The organism is Pyrolobus fumarii 1A (assembly GCF_000223395.1).
Lineage (GTDB): Archaea > Thermoproteota > Thermoprotei_A > Sulfolobales > Pyrodictiaceae > Pyrolobus > Pyrolobus fumarii.
Window position 1 is genome coordinate 116,696 of the sequence record NC_015931.1, and the last position, 24,931, is coordinate 141,626.

Annotated in this window: 30 protein-coding genes, 2 tRNA genes and 1 other RNA gene; 15 read left to right on the top strand and 18 right to left on the bottom strand. The window is 50.4% G+C overall.

What is annotated here, in order from left to right:
- Together thpR and PYRFU_RS00690 are read right to left on the bottom strand one after the other, a co-directional pair.
- Positions 1-588: an RNA 2',3'-cyclic phosphodiesterase gene (gene thpR / locus PYRFU_RS00685; protein WP_014025678.1), complete on the bottom strand. Its 588-nt coding sequence runs from the start codon at positions 586-588 to the stop codon at positions 1-3.
- A 176-nt stretch (positions 589-764) separates the two neighbouring features.
- On the bottom strand, positions 765-1,250 hold the full coding sequence (locus tag PYRFU_RS00690; RefSeq protein WP_014025679.1) for a DUF2795 domain-containing protein: 486 nt from the start codon (positions 1,248-1,250) through the stop codon (positions 765-767).
- A gap of 134 nt (positions 1,251-1,384) precedes the next feature.
- Here PYRFU_RS00690 and PYRFU_RS00695 point away from each other — a divergent pair, with 134 nt between their 5' ends.
- On the top strand, positions 1,385-2,065 hold the full coding sequence (locus PYRFU_RS00695; protein ID WP_014025680.1) for a translin family protein: 681 nt from the start codon (positions 1,385-1,387) through the stop codon (positions 2,063-2,065).
- Positions 2,040-2,375, top strand: a complete 336-nt coding sequence (locus PYRFU_RS00700) for a hypothetical protein (RefSeq protein ID WP_014025681.1) — start codon at positions 2,040-2,042, stop codon at positions 2,373-2,375. The genes PYRFU_RS00695 and PYRFU_RS00700 overlap by 26 nt, the downstream gene beginning before the upstream one ends.
- 9 nt (positions 2,376-2,384) lie before the next feature.
- Here the strand turns inward: PYRFU_RS00700 and PYRFU_RS00705 are convergent, their stop codons facing one another.
- The 4 genes from PYRFU_RS00705 to PYRFU_RS00720 form a co-directional block, all read right to left on the bottom strand.
- Positions 2,385-2,981: a macro domain-containing protein gene (locus PYRFU_RS00705; RefSeq protein WP_014025682.1), complete on the bottom strand. Its 597-nt coding sequence runs from the start codon at positions 2,979-2,981 to the stop codon at positions 2,385-2,387.
- Between the two features lie 16 nt (positions 2,982-2,997).
- Positions 2,998-3,516, bottom strand: a complete 519-nt coding sequence (locus PYRFU_RS00710; protein WP_014025683.1) for a hypothetical protein — start codon at positions 3,514-3,516, stop codon at positions 2,998-3,000.
- The gene (gene gcvH / locus PYRFU_RS00715; protein ID WP_014025684.1) at positions 3,517-3,936 is read right to left on the bottom strand and encodes a glycine cleavage system protein GcvH; all 420 of its coding nucleotides are present in this window, start codon (positions 3,934-3,936) and stop codon (positions 3,517-3,519) included.
- 68 nt (positions 3,937-4,004) lie between these two features.
- Positions 4,005-4,751, bottom strand: a complete 747-nt coding sequence (locus PYRFU_RS00720; RefSeq protein ID WP_014025685.1) for a hypothetical protein — start codon at positions 4,749-4,751, stop codon at positions 4,005-4,007.
- Positions 4,752-4,820: 69 nt separating this feature from the next.
- Between PYRFU_RS00720 and udg the strand changes: the two genes are divergently transcribed.
- On the top strand, positions 4,821-5,498 hold the full coding sequence (udg, locus tag PYRFU_RS00725; RefSeq protein ID WP_014025686.1) for a type-4 uracil-DNA glycosylase: 678 nt from the start codon (positions 4,821-4,823) through the stop codon (positions 5,496-5,498).
- Here udg and PYRFU_RS00730 read toward each other — a convergent pair.
- Positions 5,472-7,166: a S16 family serine protease gene (locus PYRFU_RS00730; RefSeq protein ID WP_014025687.1), complete on the bottom strand. Its 1,695-nt coding sequence runs from the start codon at positions 7,164-7,166 to the stop codon at positions 5,472-5,474. The two genes, udg and PYRFU_RS00730, sit on opposite strands and share 27 nt — an antisense overlap.
- Positions 7,167-7,197: 31 nt before the next feature.
- On the opposite strand from PYRFU_RS00730, the gene PYRFU_RS00735 reads away from it, so the two are divergent.
- Positions 7,198-7,632, top strand: coding sequence for a hypothetical protein (locus tag PYRFU_RS00735; protein WP_014025688.1), 435 nt, complete (start codon positions 7,198-7,200; stop codon positions 7,630-7,632).
- Here the strand turns inward: PYRFU_RS00735 and PYRFU_RS00740 are convergent.
- Entirely contained in the window at positions 7,622-8,488 is an 867-nt protein-coding gene (locus PYRFU_RS00740) for a class I SAM-dependent methyltransferase (protein WP_014025689.1), read from the bottom strand. The two genes, PYRFU_RS00735 and PYRFU_RS00740, sit on opposite strands and share 11 nt — an antisense overlap.
- Positions 8,398-9,534, bottom strand: a complete 1,137-nt coding sequence (locus PYRFU_RS00745) for an NAD(P)/FAD-dependent oxidoreductase (RefSeq protein ID WP_014025690.1) — start codon at positions 9,532-9,534, stop codon at positions 8,398-8,400. The genes PYRFU_RS00740 and PYRFU_RS00745 overlap by 91 nt, the downstream gene beginning before the upstream one ends.
- A 33-nt stretch (positions 9,535-9,567) precedes the next feature.
- Here PYRFU_RS00745 and PYRFU_RS00750 point away from each other — a divergent pair, with 33 nt between their 5' ends.
- Positions 9,568-11,031, top strand: coding sequence for a Dph6-related ATP pyrophosphatase (locus tag PYRFU_RS00750; RefSeq protein ID WP_014025691.1), 1,464 nt, complete (start codon positions 9,568-9,570; stop codon positions 11,029-11,031).
- A 61-nt stretch (positions 11,032-11,092) separates the two neighbouring features.
- On the opposite strand, the gene PYRFU_RS00755 is transcribed toward PYRFU_RS00750, so the two are convergent.
- Together PYRFU_RS00755 and PYRFU_RS00760 are read right to left on the bottom strand one after the other, a co-directional pair.
- Positions 11,093-11,201 (bottom strand) — tRNA-Cys (locus tag PYRFU_RS00755).
- Positions 11,202-11,250: 49 nt separating this feature from the next.
- A complete protein-coding gene (locus PYRFU_RS00760) occupies positions 11,251-12,288 on the bottom strand; it encodes a DUF354 domain-containing protein (protein WP_014025692.1) in 1,038 nt (345 codons plus the stop codon).
- A gap of 59 nt (positions 12,289-12,347) precedes the next feature.
- Between PYRFU_RS00760 and PYRFU_RS00765 the strand changes: the two genes are divergently transcribed.
- From PYRFU_RS00765 to PYRFU_RS00775, 3 genes are all read left to right on the top strand, one after another.
- A complete protein-coding gene (locus PYRFU_RS00765) occupies positions 12,348-12,710 on the top strand; it encodes a DUF305 domain-containing protein (RefSeq protein ID WP_014025693.1) in 363 nt (120 codons plus the stop codon).
- Positions 12,711-12,860: 150 nt separating this feature from the next.
- Positions 12,861-13,985: a DegT/DnrJ/EryC1/StrS family aminotransferase gene (locus PYRFU_RS00770; protein ID WP_014025694.1), complete on the top strand. Its 1,125-nt coding sequence runs from the start codon at positions 12,861-12,863 to the stop codon at positions 13,983-13,985.
- Between the two features lie 116 nt (positions 13,986-14,101).
- Positions 14,102-15,199 carry a tRNA (guanine-N1-)-methyltransferase gene (locus tag PYRFU_RS00775; protein ID WP_014025695.1) on the top strand — a complete coding sequence of 366 codons (1,098 nt, stop codon included), beginning with the start codon at positions 14,102-14,104 and terminating at the stop codon, positions 15,197-15,199.
- 49 nt (positions 15,200-15,248) lie between these two features.
- Here the strand turns inward: PYRFU_RS00775 and PYRFU_RS00780 are convergent, their stop codons facing one another.
- Together PYRFU_RS00780 and PYRFU_RS00785 are read right to left on the bottom strand one after the other, a co-directional pair.
- Positions 15,249-15,926: a phosphoribosyltransferase gene (locus tag PYRFU_RS00780; RefSeq protein ID WP_014025696.1), complete on the bottom strand. Its 678-nt coding sequence runs from the start codon at positions 15,924-15,926 to the stop codon at positions 15,249-15,251.
- Positions 15,927-15,965: 39 nt separating this feature from the next.
- On the bottom strand, positions 15,966-16,376 hold the full coding sequence (locus tag PYRFU_RS00785; protein ID WP_014025697.1) for a cupin domain-containing protein: 411 nt from the start codon (positions 16,374-16,376) through the stop codon (positions 15,966-15,968).
- Between the two features lie 372 nt (positions 16,377-16,748).
- Here PYRFU_RS00785 and PYRFU_RS00790 point away from each other — a divergent pair, with 372 nt between their 5' ends.
- On the top strand, positions 16,749-17,840 hold the full coding sequence (locus PYRFU_RS00790) for an NAD(P)/FAD-dependent oxidoreductase (RefSeq protein ID WP_014025698.1): 1,092 nt from the start codon (positions 16,749-16,751) through the stop codon (positions 17,838-17,840).
- Between the two features lie 65 nt (positions 17,841-17,905).
- Positions 17,906-19,969 carry a DUF460 domain-containing protein gene (locus tag PYRFU_RS00795; RefSeq protein WP_014025699.1) on the top strand — a complete coding sequence of 688 codons (2,064 nt, stop codon included), beginning with the start codon at positions 17,906-17,908 and terminating at the stop codon, positions 19,967-19,969.
- A gap of 123 nt (positions 19,970-20,092) precedes the next feature.
- Here the strand turns inward: PYRFU_RS00795 and PYRFU_RS00800 are convergent, their stop codons facing one another.
- Together PYRFU_RS00800 and PYRFU_RS00805 are read right to left on the bottom strand one after the other, a co-directional pair.
- Complete coding sequence (locus PYRFU_RS00800) at positions 20,093-21,301, bottom strand: methionine adenosyltransferase (RefSeq protein WP_014025700.1); 1,209 nt, start codon at positions 21,299-21,301, stop codon at positions 20,093-20,095.
- The gene (locus tag PYRFU_RS00805; protein WP_014025701.1) at positions 21,298-21,576 is read right to left on the bottom strand and encodes a U6 snRNA-associated Sm-like protein LSm6; all 279 of its coding nucleotides are present in this window, start codon (positions 21,574-21,576) and stop codon (positions 21,298-21,300) included. Before PYRFU_RS00805 ends, PYRFU_RS00800 begins: the two co-directional genes overlap by 4 nt.
- 88 nt (positions 21,577-21,664) lie before the next feature.
- On the opposite strand from PYRFU_RS00805, the gene rnpB reads away from it, so the two are divergent.
- From rnpB to PYRFU_RS00820, 3 genes are all read left to right on the top strand, one after another.
- An RNA gene (gene rnpB, locus PYRFU_RS10095) (RNase P RNA component) lies at positions 21,665-21,982 on the top strand.
- A 57-nt stretch (positions 21,983-22,039) separates the two neighbouring features.
- The gene (locus tag PYRFU_RS00815; RefSeq protein ID WP_048192148.1) at positions 22,040-22,417 is read left to right on the top strand and encodes a zinc-binding protein; all 378 of its coding nucleotides are present in this window, start codon (positions 22,040-22,042) and stop codon (positions 22,415-22,417) included.
- Positions 22,371-23,165, top strand: coding sequence for a phosphoglycerol geranylgeranyltransferase (locus PYRFU_RS00820; RefSeq protein ID WP_048191263.1), 795 nt, complete (start codon positions 22,371-22,373; stop codon positions 23,163-23,165). Before PYRFU_RS00815 ends, PYRFU_RS00820 begins: the two co-directional genes overlap by 47 nt.
- Here PYRFU_RS00820 and PYRFU_RS00825 read toward each other — a convergent pair.
- Positions 23,134-23,388: a MazG nucleotide pyrophosphohydrolase domain-containing protein gene (locus tag PYRFU_RS00825; RefSeq protein ID WP_048191269.1), complete on the bottom strand. Its 255-nt coding sequence runs from the start codon at positions 23,386-23,388 to the stop codon at positions 23,134-23,136. The two genes, PYRFU_RS00820 and PYRFU_RS00825, sit on opposite strands and share 32 nt — an antisense overlap.
- 65 nt (positions 23,389-23,453) lie before the next feature.
- On the opposite strand from PYRFU_RS00825, the gene PYRFU_RS00830 reads away from it, so the two are divergent.
- A complete protein-coding gene (locus PYRFU_RS00830; RefSeq protein ID WP_014025705.1) occupies positions 23,454-23,651 on the top strand; it encodes a preprotein translocase subunit Sec61beta in 198 nt (65 codons plus the stop codon).
- Positions 23,652-23,871: 220 nt separating this feature from the next.
- Here the strand turns inward: PYRFU_RS00830 and PYRFU_RS00835 are convergent.
- Together PYRFU_RS00835 and PYRFU_RS00840 are read right to left on the bottom strand one after the other, a co-directional pair.
- Positions 23,872-23,959: transfer RNA gene (locus PYRFU_RS00835), tRNA-Leu, on the bottom strand.
- 41 nt (positions 23,960-24,000) lie between these two features.
- On the bottom strand, positions 24,001-24,588 hold the full coding sequence (locus PYRFU_RS00840; RefSeq protein WP_014025706.1) for a DUF367 family protein: 588 nt from the start codon (positions 24,586-24,588) through the stop codon (positions 24,001-24,003).
- Positions 24,589-24,643: 55 nt separating this feature from the next.
- On the opposite strand from PYRFU_RS00840, the gene PYRFU_RS00845 reads away from it, so the two are divergent.
- Positions 24,644-24,895: an Lrp/AsnC ligand binding domain-containing protein gene (locus tag PYRFU_RS00845; protein WP_014025707.1), complete on the top strand. Its 252-nt coding sequence runs from the start codon at positions 24,644-24,646 to the stop codon at positions 24,893-24,895.
- Positions 24,896-24,931: the final 36 nt, after the last annotated feature.

Here is a 24,931-nt window from a genome sequence, read left to right on the forward strand (position 1 = left end):
CTATTCGCCCTCCACAGCTGTAACCTCTTTCAACGTTTTGTATATTGGTCCCCGAGGTGTTAGAATACTCTGCTTCAACCTCACAACCCTAACCTCAAACTCGCCAAGCTCTACATCAGCATATTCTTGTAGCAATTTCACCACGCGTTCTATATTCCTACTACCTTTTATCCTTGCAAGCGTCACGTGAGGAACAAACTCTTCCCTTTCCGGCCTAAACCCCATTCTCCTAAGACCACTCTCTATTTCACGATACAACCTTTGCAATTCATCACTACCTTCCCTCACACCTACCCAGATAACACGCGGTCTCGTTATGCTGGGAAATGCACCAACTCCCACCAGCCTAATCCGGAATCTACGAAAACGCAACTTTGACAACACATTCGCATAGATGTCCTCGATTAACGTTGACGGGATTTCACCAAGGAACCTTAAAGTTATATGCATATTGTAATCCTCTACGGGTTTCATCGGCGTGCCAGTATTCACGAAGAGATCACGTATCTGTACGAGCCTAGAGACCACCTGAGGATCATCAATATCGACTGCAATGAAAGCACGTATCTTGTCCCATCGTGACGCCATACGAGGCCCTTCCCGCCTATCGCCAGACAGCTAAACCATATAAGGAGTCCTCGCACGAAGAGAGTACCTACACACTAGCCGTTAAACCACCAGCACGATGATACTATTTTACTCTAAATTACAAGGCACGGATGGGAAGAAAACCAAGGAAGACAACATAGGAGGTTTCAATTCCTTTACACTCGCTCCTCAGCTATCTCGCCACGCTCCTCCAGCTTGCGTATAGCCTCAGCTAGCTCGTGTAACAGCTCAGCAGGCGACTCAAATTCATCCTTCTTTACTTCATCGAGTATCTTTGACATTGGTACGCCCATCCAGTATAGATCCTTTAGACGCTCCGCGATGATCTCCTTCTTCACGGGGAAGTCCAGGCCACGAATCCTTTTCAGAACCTCAACAGCCCAGTTGATACCCTTCTTACTGGTCACCGGTATCTCGCCACGCTCCTCCAGCTTATGAATCGCCTGGGATATTTCGTGCAACAGCTCGGCTGGCGACTCAAATTCTTCCTTGGGTATCTCGTCTAGTATCTTTGTCATTGGTATGCCGCGCCAGTAGAGGTCCTTCAGACGCTCCTTTATCACATCCTTCTTGACTGGGAAGTCTAGGCCGCGGATGCGCTTCAGTACCTCAGCCGCCCAGCTGATACCGCGTCTAGCCATCTGCCTTCACCTCTCCATAAGCATGGATACTAGGGATTTGACATTATAAATTAGTTTGGGTTCTCGGCGCTACCTCAAGCCGCAAATACACCTTATCATGGCGTAAGGGATAGACCCTAGCCCGGGCGGTCTTGATGCTAAACATACTAGAATCACAAGAAGCGTCGCGTATCTTACGCCGCATAATAGAGCGTATTGATGGTGTATTGTCGCGGCGTGAAGAACTACGCGACAACATGATACGCAAGTCACGCGAGGTAATACGGTATTCCGGCTGGGCTATCAACGCCGTATTGAGAGGACGTCTAGACGAGGCACGCGAACATCTAAAACAGTTAGATGAGGCATTTAGAGAGTTTCTACACTATGCCAAGCAGGATGAGAGGCTGTTCCATAGCGGACTTGTGGACTCTACTCTAGCGGAGTATGTTGAAGCTAAGCTACTCTACTCGCTCGTAATAGAGGCTCGTCTACCGACGCCTGAGGAGCTTGGCGTACCCGAGATACCCTATCTTCAGGGTCTCGGAGACGTTATTGGCGAGCTGCGGAGACTTGCCTTAGATAGGATGAGGATCGACGATACTGAGACCGCAGCTAAACTACTAGAGCTTATGGAGGCGCTCTACAACGAGATGCGTAGCCTGGAGTACCCAGATGCCCTTATGCCTGGAGTTAGACACAAAGTTGACGTTGCACGCCGGCTCATTGATGATACAAAAGCGTTGCTTATAGAGGTTAAGGGGCGGCGTACGATTCTACGTCTTCTTGAGAAGGGTATTGGGGGTGGAGATGGCGGAGAAAAGGGATCCAGTTGAGGCTTTTCTAGCAGCACTCCGAATCTATCTGAAAGAGCGGGGTCACATGCTGTTCTCTTTTAGCGGGGCTGGAAGCCAGACTATCGTTCGTCTTGCCCTTAGAGGCTTATGGCGTAGACACGATACTAGTACAGGCTACATTAAATTCATGGATGCCGTCCGCGAGATACGCCGTAACCCAGAAGCTTTGGAGAGGCTCAGAGAGTATGGCATACTGCAATTCGAGGTGTTTGAAGGCGAGCCATACGCGATAGTGGACCTGCGGCGATTAAGACGCCTCTATGAAGAGGCGTTAAAAGAGGAAGATTAAGAGATAGTTTTAGGAAGACACTCGTATGCACGTATCTTTCTTCGCTGCTCTGCGATGTACAACTTCAATCATCTTCCTAGCATCGTGTTCCAGATAGCCTACCAAGATTATACGACTTGGAAGCTTACCCTTCTCGCGCAGAACCTCTTCTATAGCATCAAGCATTGCATTCGTAGACTCCTCTATGCTCAACCCTCCTACTCCTGCACCCATAGCAGGCAACGCTATGCTATCAATACCCTTGTCTAGCGCAACTTCAATAGCCGCTCTGGTAGCCTTCTTTACTTTCTCAACCGTAGTCCTCATGGCAGGCCTTTCCATTGTCGGCGCGTGTATCACATGTCTAATCCGAGGCTGTAGACGACCAGCACTTGTAACTATAGCTTTGCCTACTGGGACAGGAGCATAACGTCTTGCCTCCTGCTCAATTTCGTCTCCCGCGACTCTACGAATAGCACCTGCTACTCCACCCCCCATTATCATCAGACTATTAGCGGGATTGACTATAGCGTCGACATTCTCAAGCTGCGTTATATCACCTTGCCACACTTCGATGGTCGAAGAACCACATTCTACCTTTAGAAGGGGGCCCTTGATGCCCGTCAAGCTTCCTCCCAAAGTCCTATAGGTTAAACTTCTCTATAAGTACCTCGAAGCCCTTGCGCCTCGTTATCGTGTAGTTGCGTACACCAGCCCTATGCAACGCTATGCCTATCGGAGCAGGTGCATCCGTCACATCAACTATATTTATTGATGCACCCCGCACGATTCTCAATATTTTCTCAAGGGCGTCTTTTACACGCTGCTTGCCATATCCGGTTGGGTAGGTTACAGGCATGACCGAGAACTCAAGTACGTTGGTCAGCGCTTCGAGAGTCAACTCTACGAGCCGCCCAGCCTCTTGGACTAGGATTACTTTCGGCTTAGTCCCCTCCACGTAGTGTATGGAAGCTATGGCTAGAAGTGGCACTGGATCTCTCCACGCAACGACAGTATCGGGTTTAGCTTCGTACCTTACACGTCTGGCAGCCTCTTCAAGCGCTAGCCTGGGATCACTTACAAGCAGTTTTACGAATAGCTCGAGATGTGCCGGTTCGGGCCTATCTGATAGGAATACCTCCTTCCAAAGGTCAACGGGCATCTAGGAGCCCTCCTCTCTCCTCTTTATATGCTTAGCGTACTCCTCAGGACTCATTAGTTTTTCATACTCGCTCTTGTCGACGACCTTAATCTTGAACATCCAGGTTTCGTAAGGCTCCTTGTTTAGAAGTTCCGGCTCCTCGTACAGCCTCTCATTAACCTCTACAATCTCGCCAGTTAGCGGAGCGTAAACCTCTGCAGCAGCCTTAACAGACTCTATAGAGGCTACAACCTCGCCACGTTTCACACTACGTCCAACATCAGGTAGCTCAACACCAACTATATCGCGCAGTTTTTTCTGCGCATAGTCTGTAATACCGACGATGGCGATGTCACCCTCTAGTTTCACCCACTCGTCGGTATCCGTGTACCGCCTGTCTCTAGCAATAATATAGTCGAGCACACGAATGTACTCGGCCACGCATATCCACCGGCTACTTTACCGGCGAGATATGTGGTAAAAGCGACTATTCTCAATGACACCCTCCTTTAACGCCGCCTGGGTGTTGGAAGAGCAAGTATTGAGCCCGTTAACGCCAGCTGCATTAGATTTAGCAATGTGTAACCCCACGATGCTAGGGGTAGCTCCGTGCTAGTATCTATGTACACACAGTACTTACTCCATGAGCATTGCGAGCTGTATTCGTGGCTAAATAGTAGACGGTAGGGTTGCATGGTATACGCGGCCACGAAACCAGCTATTGCGAGTAGTGTAAAACCTAAAGCAGCTGTTACTAGCCAATGGCGTCCACCGAGCCTGGAGAGAAGGTAGGTCTCAACGTATAACGTTGCCACTAGGAAGCCCGCTAGTAGCGAGGTTGGTACAACAGCTGCTAGTAACGGCTCTACGCCAGAAAGTAGCGCAACCACCCCAGTGTAAAAGACAAGAATAGAGGATAATCCTAGGGCTCCGCATTCAAACCGGTTCATCGCGATGAAGGAAAGTATTGAAGCCGCAAACGCTACAAGCGCCAAGTGTACAACGCCAAGCATTACCAGTGCCAACCCCGTTAGCACGCCGTACCCGACAGCGAGCACAACCACCGGGAATGGCACAGTCTCTATCACTCTACATCTAGCTATGATGGCTGCATGCAACCCTAGCCATAGACCCCACAGCAGCCAAAAGCCGCCTTCAAAACAGAATAGCGATGGACAGAAATACGCTATGATACTAGCATAACCCTCTAGTGCGAGTACAAGAGAGGCTAGCAGTATCAACCTCAGTCGATGCACGGCTATCCATCTCGCGTAGCGGCCCGAGGGGCCTTAAACCATCAGCCCCGATTAACTTTGGACAAGGGTATGGCTCTGAACGTGGAGGAGAAACAGAAAGAGTACGAGAAGCTAGTGAAAGAGATAGTTTCGTGCACAAAATGCCCCCTTTACAAGACGCGTAAAAACCCCGTTGTGGGCGAGGGGCCTCTCGACACTAAGATAATGTTTGTTGGCGAAGCTCCAGGCCGACAAGAGGATGAGACGGGTAGGCCCTTTGTAGGAGCAGCTGGCAAGCTACTAACAACGCTAATAGAAGATGCGCTCGGCATTAAACGATCCGAAGTCTACATCACTAACATTCTCAAATGTAGACCTCCGGGTAACCGCGACCCACGCGAAGATGAAATTAGAGCGTGCACCCCGTATCTCTGGAGACAAATACGACTAATAGAACCGAGAGTGATAGTAGCGCTCGGCAGGTTTGCGGGACGTACGCTGTTCGAGAAAGCCGGGCTCGTCTGGCGCAGCATGAAGGCACATAGAGGACGTACCTACAAGGCAGTGATAGAGGGCGTCGAGGTTGTCATAATACCAACTTATCATCCCGCAGCCGCGTTATACAATCCCACATTGCGTACCCAGCTTGAAAGCGACTTTAGAAACGTGATAAGACCAGTTGTTGATAAGGTGCTAGGCCGGGCACGCGAAACAGAGAAGCGCGAAACTAAACAAAGAACTCTATTCGATTTTCTTAAGCATGGATAATGCCGCTATGACACTACCCGAGCCTACTATCATCGCTATGACTATGACAGCAACTAACCTATCATCTAGGGGTGAGTAGGCTCCAGGCTGCTGCTGTACGTGCGCCGAGACAACTTTCATCACGAGGGGTAGTAGCGAGTATGTCGCGGCTTGAGACGCCATTATTGCCCTCGTGATGTTTGTCGGCGCGCTGGTAGCGTACTCCACAAGCATGCTGGTCATGAATGATTTTAGCCCCGCGATGCTCTCGTGTAACATTGTTTGTTTTAAACCGCATATCGCCTCGTGGACAGGATCGGCTCCTGCTACAATGTCGTATTGCGTAATGGTTTGTGCCACTAGTGCTAATGCGTTAAGGGCCAATGCCGCTGCCCGTATATCATCGCCTTGTATGTAAGCCGCGTTCATATCCCTGCGCAGCTCGTCCAGTCCGAGCTTCTCCGGGTTCTCTATCTTTACTTGTGCACCTTTTACAAGACTCTCGAGGTACTTTACGCTTAGATCCGCGTACGTCACAAGCAGTCTTACACTACGTTTGAACACATCCTGGTCTATTAGGGGGCCTGTTAACCTAGTCGAGGCGTCAAGCCAGTGTTTAGCCGTCAATAGTCGAAGTGCACCTAGTGCTTTGTCACGCGGATTACTACTCATTAGGAGTTTTGATGCGGCGTAAAACCTGTAATCTGCAGCTAACAGTGCTTCGAGCCTCCAAAGAGGCACCTTTTTCTCAACTGCTATACTGTTCTTGGTTTCGAGCAGTTTCTCGGCGAATGCCGTACGGTTGACTTTAGATAGAATAAGCTTAGTGAAGTTGTCTAAGCTTCCGGAAGGCAGCACTTCCAGAAGCATAACTAGAGTAGAGTAGGCTATGCTAGCTGCGGCATAATACTTCCCCTCGTTGTACAACGTATTGGCGACACTAGCGCCATCCGTGATAATAGCTTTGTGCTCTCCCAGCTCATCACCAAACAAGCGTATAGTTTCGTTCAGCAGCTCCAATAACTCAAAGGCAGACTCTTTGAAGACGCTTGAGCGCAACGTGATATTGGCTGAGTTTATGTTAGGGGATGATAGCACTAGTTCGAGTGCATGTGCAACACTACATACTGGGACTATACCAACCTTTGTAGAATTTACACGCAGTCTGGATAAGCTAGCTACAGGTGCGACTATCTCACTAATCCCTAGTTTTGACGCAGCTTCAACCTTGGCTTCCACGCCGCCAACAGCTGCCACCATCCCATTTGGCTGCAGGAGCCCCGTCAGCGCGACATGCGATGTATTGATGTACACTCCTTTTATGAGAGAGTAGTAAGTTACTGCAAATGCGAGGCCGCCGCTTGCACCGCTAACCTCCTCTCGCCCGATTATCTCGAAACCACCGTTGATGGTTAGCGGGTCTACATCTGCAAGTAGGGATGCATAGAATAGTGCCAGCCTAGCAGAGAGTACGGTATCTTCGCTGACACCATAGGCCGGCTTAGCTATGAACAGATCAGAGCCAGGTATTTCAACCCATATTCTAGCATCTATTACTTTGCCGCGCCCGGTAGCATCAACTGCTAGGAGATGTACTATCACCTCGCGCTGAATCGTGAACCCGAGAGCCGCCACCGGCCCCAATGTCAAAAGCAGCAGTAGGAGTGGCGCGAGTAGGGTTCTTCTCACCGCGGCCACCCTCCCTAGCATAGGGTCATACATGAATATCGAAGAGCTTAAGAGAATGCTTGAACGCAAGATAGCGTTCCTTGAGAAGAAGCTCGAATTCTACCGCATGCTGCTAGAGGCGCTTGAAGCTTGTAGCGAGGGAGGAGCGTCGCTTATAGAAGAGATTCGTGACGAGGAGGGTCGCCTTGTAGGACGGGTATATAGGTCTGGCAATACACTGAAACTTATACTAGAGAAGCCAGTGCATATCTCCAATCCTTATGTGAGACATCTTGCAAGGCGCATTGAAAGGCTCAGAGAAGAAGGTATCGAACTTGAGCTTAGCCTCGAGAAGAATGAGCAAGGTATGGTTACAAGCATAGTTGTTAGAGGCCCCTTGGAATCAGATGAGATACTAGAGACTTTACAACGCTTGTTTAGATTTGTCGCTTTGCGCGTCTCGAGGGGCAACACCGCTAACGCTTAACTCGTGTATCTACAACAACTTGGTACTCACGCGGACCTACGCTCCTAACAACTCGTGCATTCTCGACAACATAGCTTGCTGCAAGCTCCACTAACCGCGCCCTGACCATTTTGGTAGCAAGTGCAATAGCATCACGCGCTGTGCGCGCCGCCACGTGTAGATACACATGTATCCAGCCTTCGCGGTCTAGAGCTGCTACAGCTGCTGGTAGATGCTCTAATGCCTTCTCGGGTAGTGGCATGAGTACACGATCCGCACTGGATTTCAAGAGCTTCATCACGGTGGTATAAGCATCCCCTAGTATCGGCATGACCTTATCCTCTACATGGTTTAAACGCGTATTTATCACCATATAACTGTATGCATATGGGTTGATATCTATGCTATAGGCTACCTCTATGTCATGCATACACGCCGATAGTATTGAGAAGAATCCTGCACCTGCATACATGTTAAGTATCCTTTCACCATCTTTAACCATACTTGCAATTCTTTTATGCTCGTAGCTTAAACGTAGCGATATATACACCTTCGTTATATCAAGTTTGTAGGCGCAGCCGTGCTCTCTGTATATCGTCTCAGTTTTCTTCTCGCCCGCGAGATGCACGAGATCACGTAGCCTGTATTGACCTTCTACCGGGCTTGTAGCAACCCATACACTCTTGATGTAAGGTATTTTCTCTACTAGTGCATTCGCCAGTGGTTTGAGCTTCTCGAGCGGGAAGTCGAATGGCTTCTTTATAACCGCTATATCCCCGATTATGTCTATGCGCTTCCATATGCGGCTTGCATCACCCGCCCCAAGTATCTCTTCAGCGAGCTTTCGTAGCAGGGGCTTCTCATTCCCCGCCGCCACTCTAGCACACCTAGGGCATCATAGTCTCTGAGAGCGATAGACCCGCCGGTTACAAACCCGGCCAAGTGTATCACTGTCTTTGTTAGGAGTCTATGGGCATAGGCTAGCCTCGCCACTGTGTATAGTTTGCTAAGCACTCTAGCAACGCCCCTGTATACATTTGTGTAGATTGAGGGGTTGTTCTTGTTCAATGCCGCGGCTAGGCTTGGCGCAAGCCTTGATATCGCGTAGAGCCCTCCGCCGCTCGTAGCCTTTACAGTTCCTACTGCATCGCCAATCGCGCAAACCATACCCTCGTCGTAGGCTATGCAAGGCCGAGGCGCAGGCCTAGTGAACGGAATCAACCCTCTTCTATCTTCTACGTATACCGCGCCAAGCATTCTCCGAAGCTGGTCTGTAAGCTTCGCGCTCATCCTATGGGAGCAAGCTGCGACACCGAGTAGCGCATAACGCCCGCCATGCAATGGTACTATCCAGCCATATTTTGCACACCCACCTAGTATGAACGCGATCGGCCTTGAATCATCCGACAAGCGTCTAGGCAGTCTAATCAGATACTGGAGGCCGTAAAGCTTCGCCCCTCGCGCTATCAATCCTATCTTAGCTGCAAGCCTCTGGGCAACACCCTCCGCCACCACAACATGCCGAGCTCTTATGCGTCTGCCCTTTGAGGTCTTCACCAGGATACCATTCTCCGTTATCTCTATGCTATCCGCCCGCACACCTAACAATAGTTTGACACCCTTCGAGGCAGCTATAGACGCTAGAATGTCCTCAAGGAGGGGCCTCGATAGTCTCACCAGCCGTGTATCGATATACACGCTTTGAGCGTTAGGCGCGACTACAATCAACCCATCATAGTATTCTGCTATCGCTTCACGTGGGAACAACCTAGACGTTTCAAGACTCACGATGCCGGTACAGTGAGGTGGCCTACCTACACGCTTCCTAGCCTCTAATAACACTACGTCCATATCCAAGTGAATACTTGTGAGTAGCCCTGCTGGCCCCGCGCCTATTATCACTACCTCACTCATCTCGTACATGCCATGTACACCTGCCACGTTACTAATAACTAATTGCTGACTGTTGCACTAGCGAATGGGGTCTTAGAGGCTGTCATGGTACATCAAGAGTGGAAGCCCGTAACCCCCAGCAAACCCCCATATCTCATACTCGTTAGAGCCGGTAAGGATCGTGATGCTACACGCGCCGCTGTAAATAGATTCTATGACGGGTGGGGCATTGTAGTTGAGAGTCTTGGCGGTACTCGCGATCCTGAAGAGGCATATGAGAGGGCAAGAAGCATACTTAGAGAGGATCAGGCACACTTCGTAATGTACATTGGTGGTCGTGAGGATGCAGAACTTGTAGAGAAGCTAGACGCTAGTATAGTTGATGAGAGGTTCGCGGCGATAAGCATTGGTAAGAAGCGCGTTAGAAATGCCAGGCTTGAAGAGATATTCTGGGGTATTGAGCGGGCCCGTGCAAAGTTACGACTACGTGTCGGCCTAGATGGCGACAAAATACTTGTCCATCGAGTGCCTCGCGACAAACTGCTTAGTGATCTTGTGGTTGACCAGCCATTCGCCGACGTGTTTATAGGCGGACGCGGGTGGGTCAAGTGGCTCTCAAAGCTAGGTGCGTGTTTACCGGACACGGAGCTTGTTATACTCGAGCGTCTTGCTGGTGGAAGACACCTAGTCTATGACGGGCTAACCCCTTGTTGCGAGCTTCACATGCCGGATGAGGGCATTCCTAGCGTGACTAACGTTAATTGCGAGAATAGGAGAGAATATGGGCTTCAATACAACTCGCTGCTCAACACTAACAATTACACAGTCACTGAGAGCTTTGAGCGTATATCACTGTCTTTGCTAAGAGATGCACTGGCACGTGCCGAAGAGGTTCTGGGTTACGTGGATGCTATCGTTGTACCATGGAGTGGTGGAAAAGATTCCACAATGGCCCTCTATCTCGCGGTCAAAGCTTATGGTGCATCCCGCGTAGTCGCAATTTACGTTGATACTGGCGTGGATTTCCCACAGAACATAGATTATATCAATGATCTCGCCTCTAGGCTTGGCATCGAGGTTGTAAAGGCACGTGCACCTGTACGTGAATTCATACCGCTGAAGGGCATGCCGCGCCATGATTATCGTTGGTGTACTGGTTTGAAGCTTGAGACTCTGGAGAGCGTGCTGAGACGCTTGGGCGAGAAGCTGGTAGTCGTCACGGGCGATAGGGATGCGGAGTCCGAGCCACGTAGCCGCAGACCACTGATGCGTGTAGAGGAGAGTGAACATGTGAAACGTCTAATAGTCACTCCACTTAAGCAGTGGTCGACTATACTGCTACAGTTATATGCCAAGGTGCGCGGTTTAGAGCTAAACCCGCTATATGAGCTTGGATTTTACAGGCTAGGTTGCTACATATGCCCCGCGCTACGCTCGTGGGAGAAACTCATACTTGCACGTGAGCCTCTGGTTGCAGCCAGGCTCGTTGGACTGCCCTATTATAGGAGGGGCCTCAGACAAGGCTGAACACGTCATCCTGACGTCGGTGACGCCTGGGCTCATCACTGGTGTTAGTTTTAGAGGAGAATGGAGCCGGGGCCGGGATTCGAACCCGGGATTAACGGGGTTTCGACGGGCGGACACCAACGGTAGCCGCCACTGCAGCCCCGCCCCTTCGACCGCTCGGGCACCCCGGCACAGAACCCATCTTCCTAGGCTAGCCTCTGGGGTGTTATCTATTCTCCCCTAGATGCTTTCCAACACTCTTATCAAAACGTCGCTTGGCACCTCGAATCTGGATAGCATCTCGGCTGGGCACAAGCCTCTACTCTCTTCTAGAATCGTTACTATATCATCGGGTTTATCGACGGACTCTATGTTGCGTATCGGAAACCCCATCTTCTCGAGAACTTGGTTGATATGCGTGGGATAGAGGCTAATCGCGGGTTTACACATGAGTGCAGCTTCGCGAGCCATCGTTGCACCGCCAGTCACAACTCCCGCCGCATGACAGTATAGATCAAGAGTCTCTACAGCCTCGCCCCACACTATCTTTACCATCTTAGGGTATCGTTCTACCATATGCCTCAAATGTTGCAAATCATCTTCGTAGCGAGGGAATATGACAACTTGATAACCATTCTTCACGATAGCATCCACTATCTCGTTAACGTTTGGGATGCTCCTACCTTGATAATATACAGCCTTTCTTTCAGGTACACGCAGAACAATGTACTTGTTCGGCTCGAGACCCATATCTTCCAGAAGCCCTTCGTTACAACGATAGCCGCGTATCCACTCCCACTCTTCGATACCATAGAAGCTTACAACACGCGTAAAGCGCGTCAACACATACCATTCGAAATGATGGCGGGGCACCAGCGCCGAGTGGATAAGCACGTCAGCCAACGGTATTGTTAGCCGATGAGGAGGGACACTATGAGGACTATCACTGAACACTATTATGGGTATTGAGAGACCAAAAGCAACCCTAGTCGCAGATGGACTCGGATATGACACTAGCACATCAGGCTTATACTCGTCGATTATCCTCAGCAGAGCCGCCATTCGCTCAATGTCAGCTTCTAGCTTGCCCTTCAAACTCTCTCCGCCATGACGCCCTACACTCACATAGTTGACGCCGTGTCTACGTAGCACAGACTCCGTGAAATCATAGCTACGAGCTGTTACGAGAACCTCATACCCTTCCTTTACAAGCCTCGTGTAGAGGGCAGCAGCAAGCCTAGCTTGCTTAGGAGTTAACGCGTCAATCCAGATTCTCAAGGCTCCCGGCGACCGTTTTAGTATCACCGCATTATCTAGTGCTATAATTGGCGGGGACCTTGTCCCGCATAGAAGAGTTCGCCGGCTTATTACGCAAGCGAGGCTACCAGGTGGAATCTAGCGATTCTGTCGTCATAGCTCGTCATCCTTCGGCTCCCATTAGCCTCGAGGTCCGGTTAGAGAAGGATACCTTGTATCTACGTCTAAAGTATAGTGATATACGCGATTACATCGATGATCTCCGTGAGGCGGAGAGTGACGAGAGTGCCAAAGAGTTTATAGAGGAGGTTCTAGACGATTTGAGTGAAGCTGCGAACCAGTTGGAAGTACTTGCACGCCAGAAGGGTATACGCGTACAATCCACTGTAAAACGCGATGTCTTGGATATACTAGAGGCACTCGAGGATATACTCGAGTCTTAAGCTAGATGTTCTAACAGCAACACCAAGTAGTACATTGCTAATCCTATCATTGCTAGTTTAGCTGCGCGTTTCCTCCACCGACCATACACTATTATTGAAATTATGCTAAACGCTGAAGGTGCAAGCCAGAGGTGAGTGAGGGAATTCACCATGTCGTCGCGCACCATACGGATATCAGAGCCTCTGCTCGAGGAGGATGATATAACTCTTGTTCTTGAAGCTTTGCGTTCCGGGTGGTTATCGGGAGGCCCATACGTTGAGAAGTTTGAAGAAGAGTTTGCAAAGTATATCGGCGTTAAACACGCCATAACCGTGGCTAATGGCACCATGGCTTTGATAGCTGCGTTGTACGCCGCCGGTGTAAGACCTGGCGACGAGGTCATAGTGCCTTGTTTCACGTTTGCAGCTACAGCTGCAGCCGTAGTTGCCCTCGGAGCCAAGCCGGTGTTTGCCGACATAGAGCTTGAGACCTACAACATAAGCGTGGAGGATGTGGAGGAGAAGCTTACTAGGAGGGCGCGAGCTATCATAGCAGTCCATCTGTTCGGCCACATGGCCGATATGAAGAGGTTGAAACGACTAGCCGAGGAGGAGAACATAGTGCTTATCGAAGATGCTGCACAAGCACACGGTTCTAGCTTAGAGGGTGTTAAGGCAGGGGCATGGGGTGATGCAGCTGCATTCAGCTTCTATGCCACAAAGAACATGACCATGGGTGAGGGTGGCGCTGTAACAACCAGTAACGATGAGATAGCGTGGCGTGTGAGAATGCTAAGAAATCACGGTCAGGAGAGCAAGTATAACCATGTAACATTTGGTCTCAACATGAGGATCACATCGCTACAAGCGGCATTAGGCCTAGCCCAGCTTCGGAAACTAGAGAGGATGAATGAAGCTCGTCGAAGAAATGCTAGAATGTTAAGCGAGGGTCTGCGCGATACTGGCCTCATTCTACCTGTAGAGAAACCCGGCTATCGACACGTTTACCATCAGTACGTGGTGAGAGTCGATCCTGAACGGGTAGACATAACGCGCGATGAACTCGCACGTAGGTTGCGCGAGCGTGGGGTAGAGACTGCAGTTCACTATCCTAGAGCTCTGCCAGACCAGCCATTCTATCGCGCGCTGGGATATCCCCCAGCCGAGAAGATATGCCCTAACGCTGCTATAGCAGCACAGCAAGTGCTTAGCCTCCCAGTGCATCCCAAACTGACACACGAGGATATCAGATACGTTATACGGGCGGTTCGAGAAGCACTGGGGATGGAGGGATGAGGATAAACTCCCCGACCCGAAGGGTGAGGATTAACCCCCTTCCGACCGCCCACCACCGGTGATGAGCCTCCTCTCAACATTCCGATGAGTGAGGATCCTCACGGAGGCTGAGGGTCTTGAAGATATTAAGGTATAACACGGTATGCGAGAATGAATGCCTCTTCTATAAGTTGCTTCGGTTGCTCAACGAATATGGCTGGTATAACCTAGGCCTTGGTGCATGGATAAAGTCAAGACGTATTAGGGATAATGGGTTCCAAGAGGTTGCTCTGCGCGTTCTAGTATGGAGTGGAGTTGTAGGCGAAGCCTCGCGTATAAAAGGTGGCATCGATCAAGTCTTGAATTATCAAGGGCGTGAATATCGTTTTGTATTTGGGCCTGGAGATGTAAAAGCCGATGCAGCCTACTATCAACATAGGTGTAAAAGCAGCTACTGTATAGAGCACGACGATATAGTGTCCCTTCTTCCCGAGAAGCCTAAGCCACTCATAGTTATCGACCTGGCACAACTACACATGCATAATCTGGATGAGGCTTCAAGCCTTAGACGACAGTTGGCAGCCACGCTCGGTGTGATTAGGAGATTCCTATGGGATCGTCATCTATTGTTGACGAATGCCGCTGAGGGTGTACGTGCATGGTTAAAGAGTTTCATGGCAACCATGCAGGTGCAAATGAGTAGCCTGAACACGGATGATGCTCTAGACGTTAGAGGGTATACTGGGTTAAGGATACTACTTGACCCTAATGCCGACAAAGATTTGCAACCCGATGAGGTGGTTAAGGCCGATGTTTTCATACTAGGTGGCATAGTGGATAAGAGGCCTAGGCCTGGAGCTACTCGCGAACTACCGATAGAAGGTGCTGTGAGACGCAGGATATCGCTTCGCGGAAGCATTATAGGAGTTCCTCATACTATCAACACGCTCGTCGAGGCCCTTCTACTTGCGCGCTACGTTTACGATGGTAATATTGAAAGGGCATTATACGATGTCACGCCTCCCCATGAGGCCCGCATAAGAGCGTATGTTGAAATATCACGTGTTATTCGTGGAGCTAAGGGCGCTTATGTTGACTGGGACTTGTATGAGGAGCTTGTTAAGTGGCTACCTCTACGCCCACGAGATTTCGAAAAGGCTGCTAGAATGGCTGGCGCACGATTAAGAAGGAGTTACGAGGAGTACCTGCTCAGCAAAGACCAATCTCATCACTAGCCTCAGCGATAGCTGGTCACATCACAGCCGATTACAACTCAACAGAGATTCACCCCTTATAGACATAGACATTATCTTTACGTTCTACGATGCCTCGCTCCTCTAGCATCAGTAGCGCCTCACGGTAATAGAGGTCGCCTACATCCACACCATACCACTCAACGAATTTCTTCTTGATCTCGTCGTAGGTCCATTCGCGCTTACCCTCCTCTCTAGCAGCCTCCTCCATCATCCTCTTTATGAACTGCATGGTATCCTCTAGTCTCGTCCAGGGATACTGGAACCATACCCATTCACGCACCTCAATGTAGTAATAATCCGGTTTGAATTTTGCAACAGTGCTTATCCATTGAAGAGCCGCCACCTTGAGTTCGTCCGGCTTCCACTCGCGCTGTACGAACTCCTTCGCGAGCATCAGTGTCTCTCCGGTATCAACTATATCATCCACTATTAGTGCACGATGACCACTCAGATCAACGTGATAGGGGAATTTGAGGATAGCCTTCTCGGACGCTTGAGCCGCAGCAACCCAATGCTGACTCTGTATGCTTAGAAGGTTTTCAACACCAAGGAAGTCACATAGTAGCCTAGCAGGGACATAACCACCTCGCGCCACAGCTATTATGACAGTTGGCTTATACCCGTCCTCTCTTATCTTCTTAGCAAGCCCGTACGCCCATTCAACTATTTCATCCCATGTCACGAGCTTCACTGGGACGCGCGGCAAGTATCCCACCACGGGCCCCGCGCGTAACGGTATATAGGCCTAACTCTTGTTACAAGGGTCGTACTTCTCGTCAACAGTGGCCTTGGACGGAATCACGCAGATAAACTCAAAATCCTCATTACCCACGTTTACGTATTCATGCTCCACGTTAGGCGGTATCAATAGGTAATCACCTGCACGCACAACATACCTACTACGACCTATACGAACAACACCCTCTCCCTTCAATACAAAGATGCCATGTTCCCAAGGATGCGTATGCGCTGGTATCACTGCACCAGGCTCAATTCTAAACACTCTCATTGCAAAACCACGCGCTTCTCCACCACGAATGAGCCACCGTATCCACACCCCCTTCAACTCAACATTATTCATAACAACCTTCTCTTCACTAACGCCAGTATAGTTACCTACTATCTCACCGCACGGTCCCCTACGTACTACTGCCAACATCAGCACCTGCGAGAATCTAGTCCATGTCTACCACTTGAAAAATGTGATAGCTATATTTCGCGGGTCGCTACCGGCCCGGCAGTCCTCACCGCCCGGGTCTCCCCCGGGCTCCGCGGGCTAGGGGCGCAAGGGGGCCCGCTCATCCCCAGAAACAGGGACCCCCAACACATCCGTCATAAACAGTTGTGGTTGAGCGTTTGATGTCCCCACAAGCATTGTGCCCCGCCTGACCGCCCCGCTTCATCGCCTCCGCTGCCGGGCCTCTGCGGGTGTGAGACCGGCGGGGCCCTCTATGCTAATGCATTGAACCCCCTATAAGGCTTGGAGTTAAGTACCCTGGGCCGAACAGCTAGGGTTAGGCATTGTGCCATGAAGAGTGTGGTCGTGGTTGGCTCTGGATTTGCAGGCGTTGAGGCTGTCAGCATGCTCGGGCGTCTATGCGGCGAGAAGCTCGACTGCATATGGGTGAGCGCCAATGGCCAGCTTGTATTTCTGCCAGCATTGCCGGAAGTCGCTGGTGGCAGATTAAACCCCGAGGATGTCGCGTGGAGCGTCGAAAGGTATGCCAAGAGGAATGGTTTCCAGCTTGTTAAGCAACGCGTAACCGTTGTAGAACAGTCTCGCATTATACTCGAGAATGGTGAGCAGATAAGTTATGATTATCTGCTTCTCGCTACTGGCGCTTCACCAGCATTCTTTAACATACCGGGTGCGCGCGAACACAGCATACCGTTGTATACTGTTGACGCAGCTGTAAAGATACGTGACTTGATAGACAGGGTTAATCGTATTGTTATCGTTGGTGCGGGTCTTGTGGGTGTGGAGGTCGCAGCCGAAGCTAAGATACGCCGTAACGACATACACGTAACCCTAGTTGATATGATGGATAAGCCTCTTGCCGCCCTCCGTAATGATAAGGCATCACGACTTGTACAGCAAGAGCTTGAGAAGTTGGGTATTGAAACCTTGTATGGTGCACGCGTGACAGCAGTCAAAGAAGGTGTCATAGAAACTACTCGTGGCAGCATTGAAGCCGATATAGTGATATGGGCGGCTGGATTGCAAGCATGCACGCCAGAGATACGTGTTGACGGAATCAAACGCGTGAAGGGAGGTTATCTTAGCGTTGATCCTTACCTTCGCGTGGCTGGCAACATATTCGCAGCAGGTGATGTAACTTGCGTAGAGTGCAAAGGTTGCTATGCGCTCAAGATGGTTAGAGAGGCTATGAGACAGGGCAAGACAGCAGCCCGCAATATTGTAACTCTTGTAACAGGTTCCAGCAAACTCGCCAGGTATAAGCCGTTGATAACAGACTGTAGACCGTTGGCTGGCGTCACACTCGGGCCTAAGAAGGGAGTGCTGGTCTACGGCAAGAAGTTTGCATTGAAGACTGGCCTCGTCGGATGGTATAAAGAGTGGCAGAGGAAGCGTTATGCATCAAGGCTCACGAGTGCATAGCCAAGTGGTAGATTAATTTAGTGTCAGTTCTATCATTCTTGCCACAGGGGGTCGGGGCTACAGGTTTGCAGCTGAACAGCCAGGCGTCGGGCAGGGGACGGAGTGTAGAGGTTATAGGTTTTGATGTGCAGCCGGGTGGCCTTTTTGCTGTTGTGGGCATAGATTCTGCAGAGAAGCTCGTGTTCAAGCAGGAAGATGTGACACTAGCACGTCTGATTCGCCTTGTGTGGGAGTACCGTCCCCGGCTTCTCGCATGCGACAACATATTTGAGCTGAGTGAAGATGAGAGCTTATTACGTAAAGTATTATCCATGCTTCCCGACGAGACTGAGGTTGTACAAGTTACGCGTAATCCTGATGGGAGTTTTGTAGATCTTCGAAGTCTCGCGCTTTTAGCAGGTATACGTGTAGAGGGCAAGCTTTCTCCGAGTAAAACAGCCTATCTTGTTGCCGTGCTCGCTAAACGGGGCTTTGGCTCGCGTGTAGCATTTACAGAAGAGAAGACTAAGATAATCATTGCTAGGGCGAGGCATGGCTCCTCCGGAGGTATGAGCCAGGCTCGTTACCAGAGGGGAGTGAAGGCCTCAATACTAAGAGCTACAAGGATTATCAAGAAGCTTCTCGACAAGCACGGGTTTGACTATGACCTTATATTCCGTAAGAGCGGGTATGGGTTAGAGAGCGCAGTCTTCATAGTGTATGCGCCGCGCTCAGCACTGTACGGCATAATAAGACGGTTTAAGGGACGAGACCTTCGCATAGAAATACGACCAGTTTATACGGGCCGCGTAGTATTCGAGTCCATCCGAGACCAGCAAGCACCACGACGCTACCTGATAGTTGGCGTCGATCCCGGGATAGTTACGGGTGTAGCTGCAGTAGACCTGCACGGCAACCCCGTCTTTGTCTATAGTCGGAAAGGGTTAGACCGCGCTGAGATAATAGAGCTTGTGAAAAGGCATGGAGAGCCTGTACTCATAGCGACTGATGTAACACCGCCCCCCGAGACTGTCAAGAAGCTTGCATCTAGCCTGGGTGTCCCCCTATACACACCCCCATACTCCCTAACTGTCGACGAGAAGCAGGAACTAGTAGCGAGCATCTCGTCTCGATTATCGATTTCGAGACTTAATGCTCATGAGAGAGATGCTCTAGCTGCAGCCTTGCGCGCATATCGTGAATATTCTAGCAAGTTCCGTCAAATAGAGTCTACTGTTGCAAAGTACCCCGCTGAGATTAGTATCGATAATCTCAAGGCTACTGTGTTGAAGGGGCTTACTATCGCTGAGGCATTAGAGGCAGAGATAGAACGCATACTCGTCGAAGAACCTCCTAAGCCGGTGAAGAGTGTTAGGCATACACAAAAAGAGCAACAGCATCAAGACGTGAATAACGAGACGATAAGTAAGTTACAGGAGGAGCTTGAGGCTGCTAGGGCACGTATACAAGTGCTTGAGAAGAAGCTACAAGAGTGCATAGAACGTAGCAAGCACCTGGAGAACGAGGCTAGGCTTGCAAAGCTCGAGGCTGCAAGTAAAGCCGAAGAAAAACTAGTCGAGTACAAATACAGGATAGAGTCTCTGCAACATGAGCTAGAGAAGCTACGCAAACACGTAGAGGAGTTGACAGTCTCACAGAGAAGAATGTTGGAACTCATGCGCAGTGTTGCAATGGGTGTTAAGGCGCTCGTACCTGCCGTGAAAGGTTTGAACAAGACGAGCCTACGCCGTCTCATGAACGATCCACTATATTGGACTACACGTGTTATCTACTTGCACGAGCCTGGCATACTAGATGAGAGCGTACTCGTGCAACTCGTAGAGAACGAGTTGGTTGCCATACTCGCTCCAGAGACAATCCCGCAGAACATAGTGGAGATCATAAAGGCTAACAACATACCCGTGATATTATTACCACCCGATAGGGTGATAGTGAAAGAGGATATCGCCATAGTAGACACCGAAGTGTTAGAAGAAGCTATTCTCGAGAAGCTACGCATAGACGAGGAACTGAGAAAACGAAGCACACAAGAGAACAACCTGCTGCTTGATGCAGACAGCTTACGCCGACTCGTGGAAGCCTACCGCCGTGAACGATACGCCACCGAAACTGATGAGGAGGTTGGCTAGTCCGCCCCGCGGTTTCATCCTGGGGCACGCCGCCCCCGTCAACCGCGTGAAACACGGGCCGGGGCCTGATAGTCTCTTACTTATAGGGTCGTTAGAAACGTTTCAGGCTAACAGAGAAAGATGTTAGAAGAGTTCAATTTCACCACGAACTATACGCTCGGTTATCTCCCTGTACGAGCCCATCACTTCACCGACGATAGCCTCCGCTTCCCGTATCATGTCGCTGGTTAACCTCTCCTCTGGAAGTATCTTCACATTGGCTACTAGGGGCTCCGTTATCGGCTTACCTATCTGACTTAGTAGCTGAACATATACCTCACGTACACCTTTAACCTCACGATGTATCTTCTCAGCTGCTATACGAGCCATCACGTTGTAGATCTTGCCTACGTGGCTTACTGGGTTCTTACCTGCCGCTGCCTCCATGCTCATAGGTCTCATTGGAGTTATGAGGCCATTCACGCGGTTGCCTCTACCGGTGGCGCCATCGTCACCCGCTTCGGCTGAAGTACCAGTAACCGTGATGTAGAATATGTTGCGTTCAGGCATATCAGCGGTATTCACGTGCACTTCCACATCATAGTTTGGAGCCAACTTAGCGGCTAGGTCCTCAACAGCGTTTTTAATCTCCTCTTTGACGCTTGCATAATGATCCTTGTCTTTGACTAGCCTCGATATCATCGCATTTGCAACGGTAAGCACTATCTTCTTGCCCTGCCTCAACCCCATGACTTTAACGTCTTCGCCAGACTCGGGCACCTTCTCCTTGAATTCGCGGCTGTTAAGCATCCTCTCGGTCTCATAGACGAGCCTCTCTAGCGTAGAGAGAGGAGCATAGCCAACACCAACACTAGTATCGTTCGCTAGTGGTACCTTTTTGCCAGCCTCATAGACGGATACCAGATCCACAGAACCCCTACCAACGCGATAATCTATAATCACGTGCTCGTTTGGATCAAGGAAGCGGAAACTGTTCCGTATCCACTCCCTTGCTGCACGCAGTATTATGGAGCCTACCGGTATACGCTCAACACCGTCCTCACGTACAACCTCGGTAGTCACACGACCCGAGACAAGTATGTATATGGGCTGCGTAACCTCGCCACCGCCGAAACGAGGCTCGGCTTGACCACCGACAACCAATACCTTGTCAACGTTATGATGGAGGATGTATCCGTACCTCTCGAGGTAGAACTTGGATAGTTCGCGACTAACCGCCTCAGCTATCGCATCAGCGATGTAATCAGGATGGCCAACACCCTTTCGTTCAACCAGCTCTACACTTAGCTCCTCTACCGGCTGCCAATGCACCTCCTCAACAACAATCCTCACGCACCACTCACCTCCGGCAACTTACCGTACAACTCGTAATCAACACTAACAAATACAACCATACTACCGCGTATAAGCACCCGCCCGTATTTCACCTTGGGCTCCATAGTCTCGCTATCAACCTCAACACAATCACTTAGTATGAGGTTCATCGTTCCATCAGTCAACTCAAGCTTACCAATGTACTCGCTACCGTCCTTTAGCTTCACAAGGATAACCCTGTTTCTTGCCTCGCGTAGCACACGAAGTGGACTCGCTGGACGCTGCTGCGACATCCTCTAATCCCCACGCGCACGGGCCTCAAAAACCAGTATTAAAGACCTACCTTAATAACCCGGGTGCTCCACTTTAAGACTTATGGGCCCGCCCCGGCTGGCCGCTACGGCCGCAAGGCTGAGGAAACTCCGCCCTCCCCGCGGCACCGGGGCCCCGAAAGGGGGCGCGGGTGAAACCCGCGGCAACGGCACAGAAACGACACGCCCGCCTGCGGGATGACGATGAGGGGGCGAGGACCCTCGGGCAACCGAGGGTCAGCAACCCCCCGAGGACCCAGGCGGGTGCGTTGAAACGGCCGCCCCCCGGGGTGCAAGGGGGCGCGCCGATGAGGGCCGCGCGACTGGCGCGCCGCCCCGCTTAGCCAAATGCGGCCGAAGTACAGAAGGCGGGTTATAGCCGGGGCGGGCCCCGCCACACTGCTAATTAGAGTACAACGACCAGTGTACCTCAATGGGTGAGATTGTGGGGAGAAGGAGGAAGCGAAGGAAGAAATTGATTATCAGGAGGCCGACGATGCCTTCTGCGTTTCGCTGCCCGAACTGCGAGGCAGAGACACTCGTAGTCGAGATTAACAAGAAGGAGGTTGACCAGAATACTGGTTACTACAAAGCCATCATAAAGTGTGGCACGTGCGGCTTGCAGGCTGAGATGTGGGTACCGCCAATATTCCAGCCTGTCGACGTCTACTCCAAATTCCTTGATGGATTCCTAGAGGGCAAGATAGAGTACAAGATATTGAAGTCTGGTGAGGAGCGCCGGTTGAGCCTCGAGGAGCTTGCGGGTGAAGCTGAGCATGGCGAGGAGTACGTGGAGGGGTCGAGTGAAGAAACTTTTACTTGAGCGTAAAGAGAAGGGGTGCAAGTCGTTCTTTGCGCTCCTCGACCCGGACAAGCCTATTGATATTAACAAGCTGATACCTATTTTGACAAGAGCTACTGTTGTGCTCATAGGCGGTAGTCTAGGAGTTACACCCTACGACATCGACGATCTTATAACCCGTGCACGGGAAGCTGGCATAGATAAGCCCTTCGTGTTATTCCCCGGTGGACTCAACAATATAGCCGCTAACGCGGACGCGATACTCTACATGAGCCTATTGAACTCCCTAGACCCTTACTGGATCATAGGTGCGCAGGTAGCCGCAGCCCCCATAGTCAAGCGCCTAGGTCTTGAAGTGTTACCAACAGCCTACATAATAGTTGGTGAGGGTGGCGCGGCAGGCCACGTAGGCAGAGCACAAACTATACCGCTCGACAAACCGGAGCTTGTTGCAGCCTATACACTCGCAGCCAAGTATCTCGGCATGCAATTTGTATACCTGGAGGCGGGCTCAGGAGCACATACACACATACCTCCCGAAACAGTGAAGTTAACACGCAAAGTTGTAGGCAATGATGTGTATCTCATTGTTGGTGGAGGCATAAGGGATGTTGACACGGCGCTAGCGGTGCTAGAAGCCGGCGCCGATGCAATAGTGATAGGCACACTTCTAGAGAGGCAGCCAGAGAAGGCAACTGAGATTGTCGAAACTGTTAACTCCTATTGTAGCCGCGATGCTAGCACTTTGCATCCGGATATTTCCTCTTGAAAGCGGCCTCAACATCGATGCCCAACAGATTCGCCAGCGATAAAGTCCAGGCAATAACATCAGCTATCTCTTCTTCAATTTGCTTTAAATCACCCTTCAATATAGCCTCTCCGAGCTCGCCAACCTCCTCAACAAGCCACACAAACGTTGCATACACACCACGTACACTGTCACGCTCATAGTACAACCTCTTCATCTCGCGTTGCACACATGACAGCTCCATGACGCGTCACCAAAGTCACCCTCTAATACCCCTTATTAAAGCGGAAATAGCGTGGTGAACACCACATGCCCTCCAACAAGAGGAGTGAGAAGCGAGAACACGCACGCGACACAACACCAAGTATAATGAGTGCTGCTGGACTTCTATCATTCTATGAAGAAGAGGATGCAAAGATCAAGTTATCGCCAGTAGCAGTCATGATAATAGCTGCTGGGTTCATAGCAGCAATCATAGGGCTAGACCTACTAGCCAAGATTATGTAAGTAACGCATCACATGTCACCTTCTGGCAATTTATGAGTTACTCAGGCCTGTTACAGTTCGCTTTACACGTCTCATGTTAAATCGTCAGGATATACGATGCGATAACCGTGGCGCGGCACATATGTTACCCGACCGTCGGTTTTACAATAGTTCTTAAGCAAATGTCAACAGCTCACATCGTGAGGGTCTCTTAGTATGTTATCATCTGGCAATGGAGGAGTGGTGCGGGGGGTGGGATTTGAACCCACGCAGGCCTACGCCAGCGGGTCCTGAGCCCGCCCCCTTTGACCTGGCTCGGGCACCCCCGCGCTCCACATAACTTCGGTTGACAAAAGGAGGTATAAGCTTTTCATCTTGCATCGTACTGAAGTATACGTGATATTATAGTGGGTACCTCTGCTGGCTTGACTTCGCGTTCTAATATTTTTGATAGGAGTGTAGCCTCGTGTTCGAGTATTTCTTCGGGAGTTTTTGAGGCTGCATATGCATCGAGAAGCTCCCTGTTTAGCTCTATGAAGTTATACACCCATTTATACAATCTAGTTAGCCTCTCGGCTTCTGATTTGAAGCCTGTTATATATAATGTTGCTATCACGGCCTCGATACTACTCAACTTGAATGCTAACCCGTAATGCGGTGGATTCGCTGCAAAGAGTAGTGGTAGCCTACGCGGGTTTGTCCTTTTCCTAATCATCTCGAGTTTATGCCCGTTTAGTTTCTTCCATGAGGCGTCTATCACTGTAACACCCCGTTTTACGACGATATCTGCATCTAGCTGTGACACTGGCGTAGCCGCATAGGGGTCTAGGAGGAGTGTACCTGGTGGAGGCCGTCTTACAATAATGGCTTCACCCGCTCTGACCATACGCAGCGCTGTACATTTACCCGGATCATCCTCGCGGTAGTGAACTACGTATACCTTTGGCGTAGGCTTCACCCTTGGAGTCTACCTTAAATTCCTCTTATTGGATTGACGACTATGGGCACTGGCTATGCCTACCGCTGTACTCTTGATCAATGTTGAAATCGGCCACGAGGATGATGTTTTTGAGGAGCTAAAGAAGATACCAGAGGTCAAGGCAGCGTACGTGGTGTATGGCATGTACGACATAATCGCTATAGTCAAGGCTGATGACCTTAGAACACTCAGAAGCGCGATATCCGAGCGTATAAGGAAGATTAAGCATGTAAGCGCAACACTAACGCATGTCGTCATAGAGGGTAAGGAGTTCGAACGCAAGTAAATAGCAATACTTGCACATTTCCCCGGCGGGTAACTT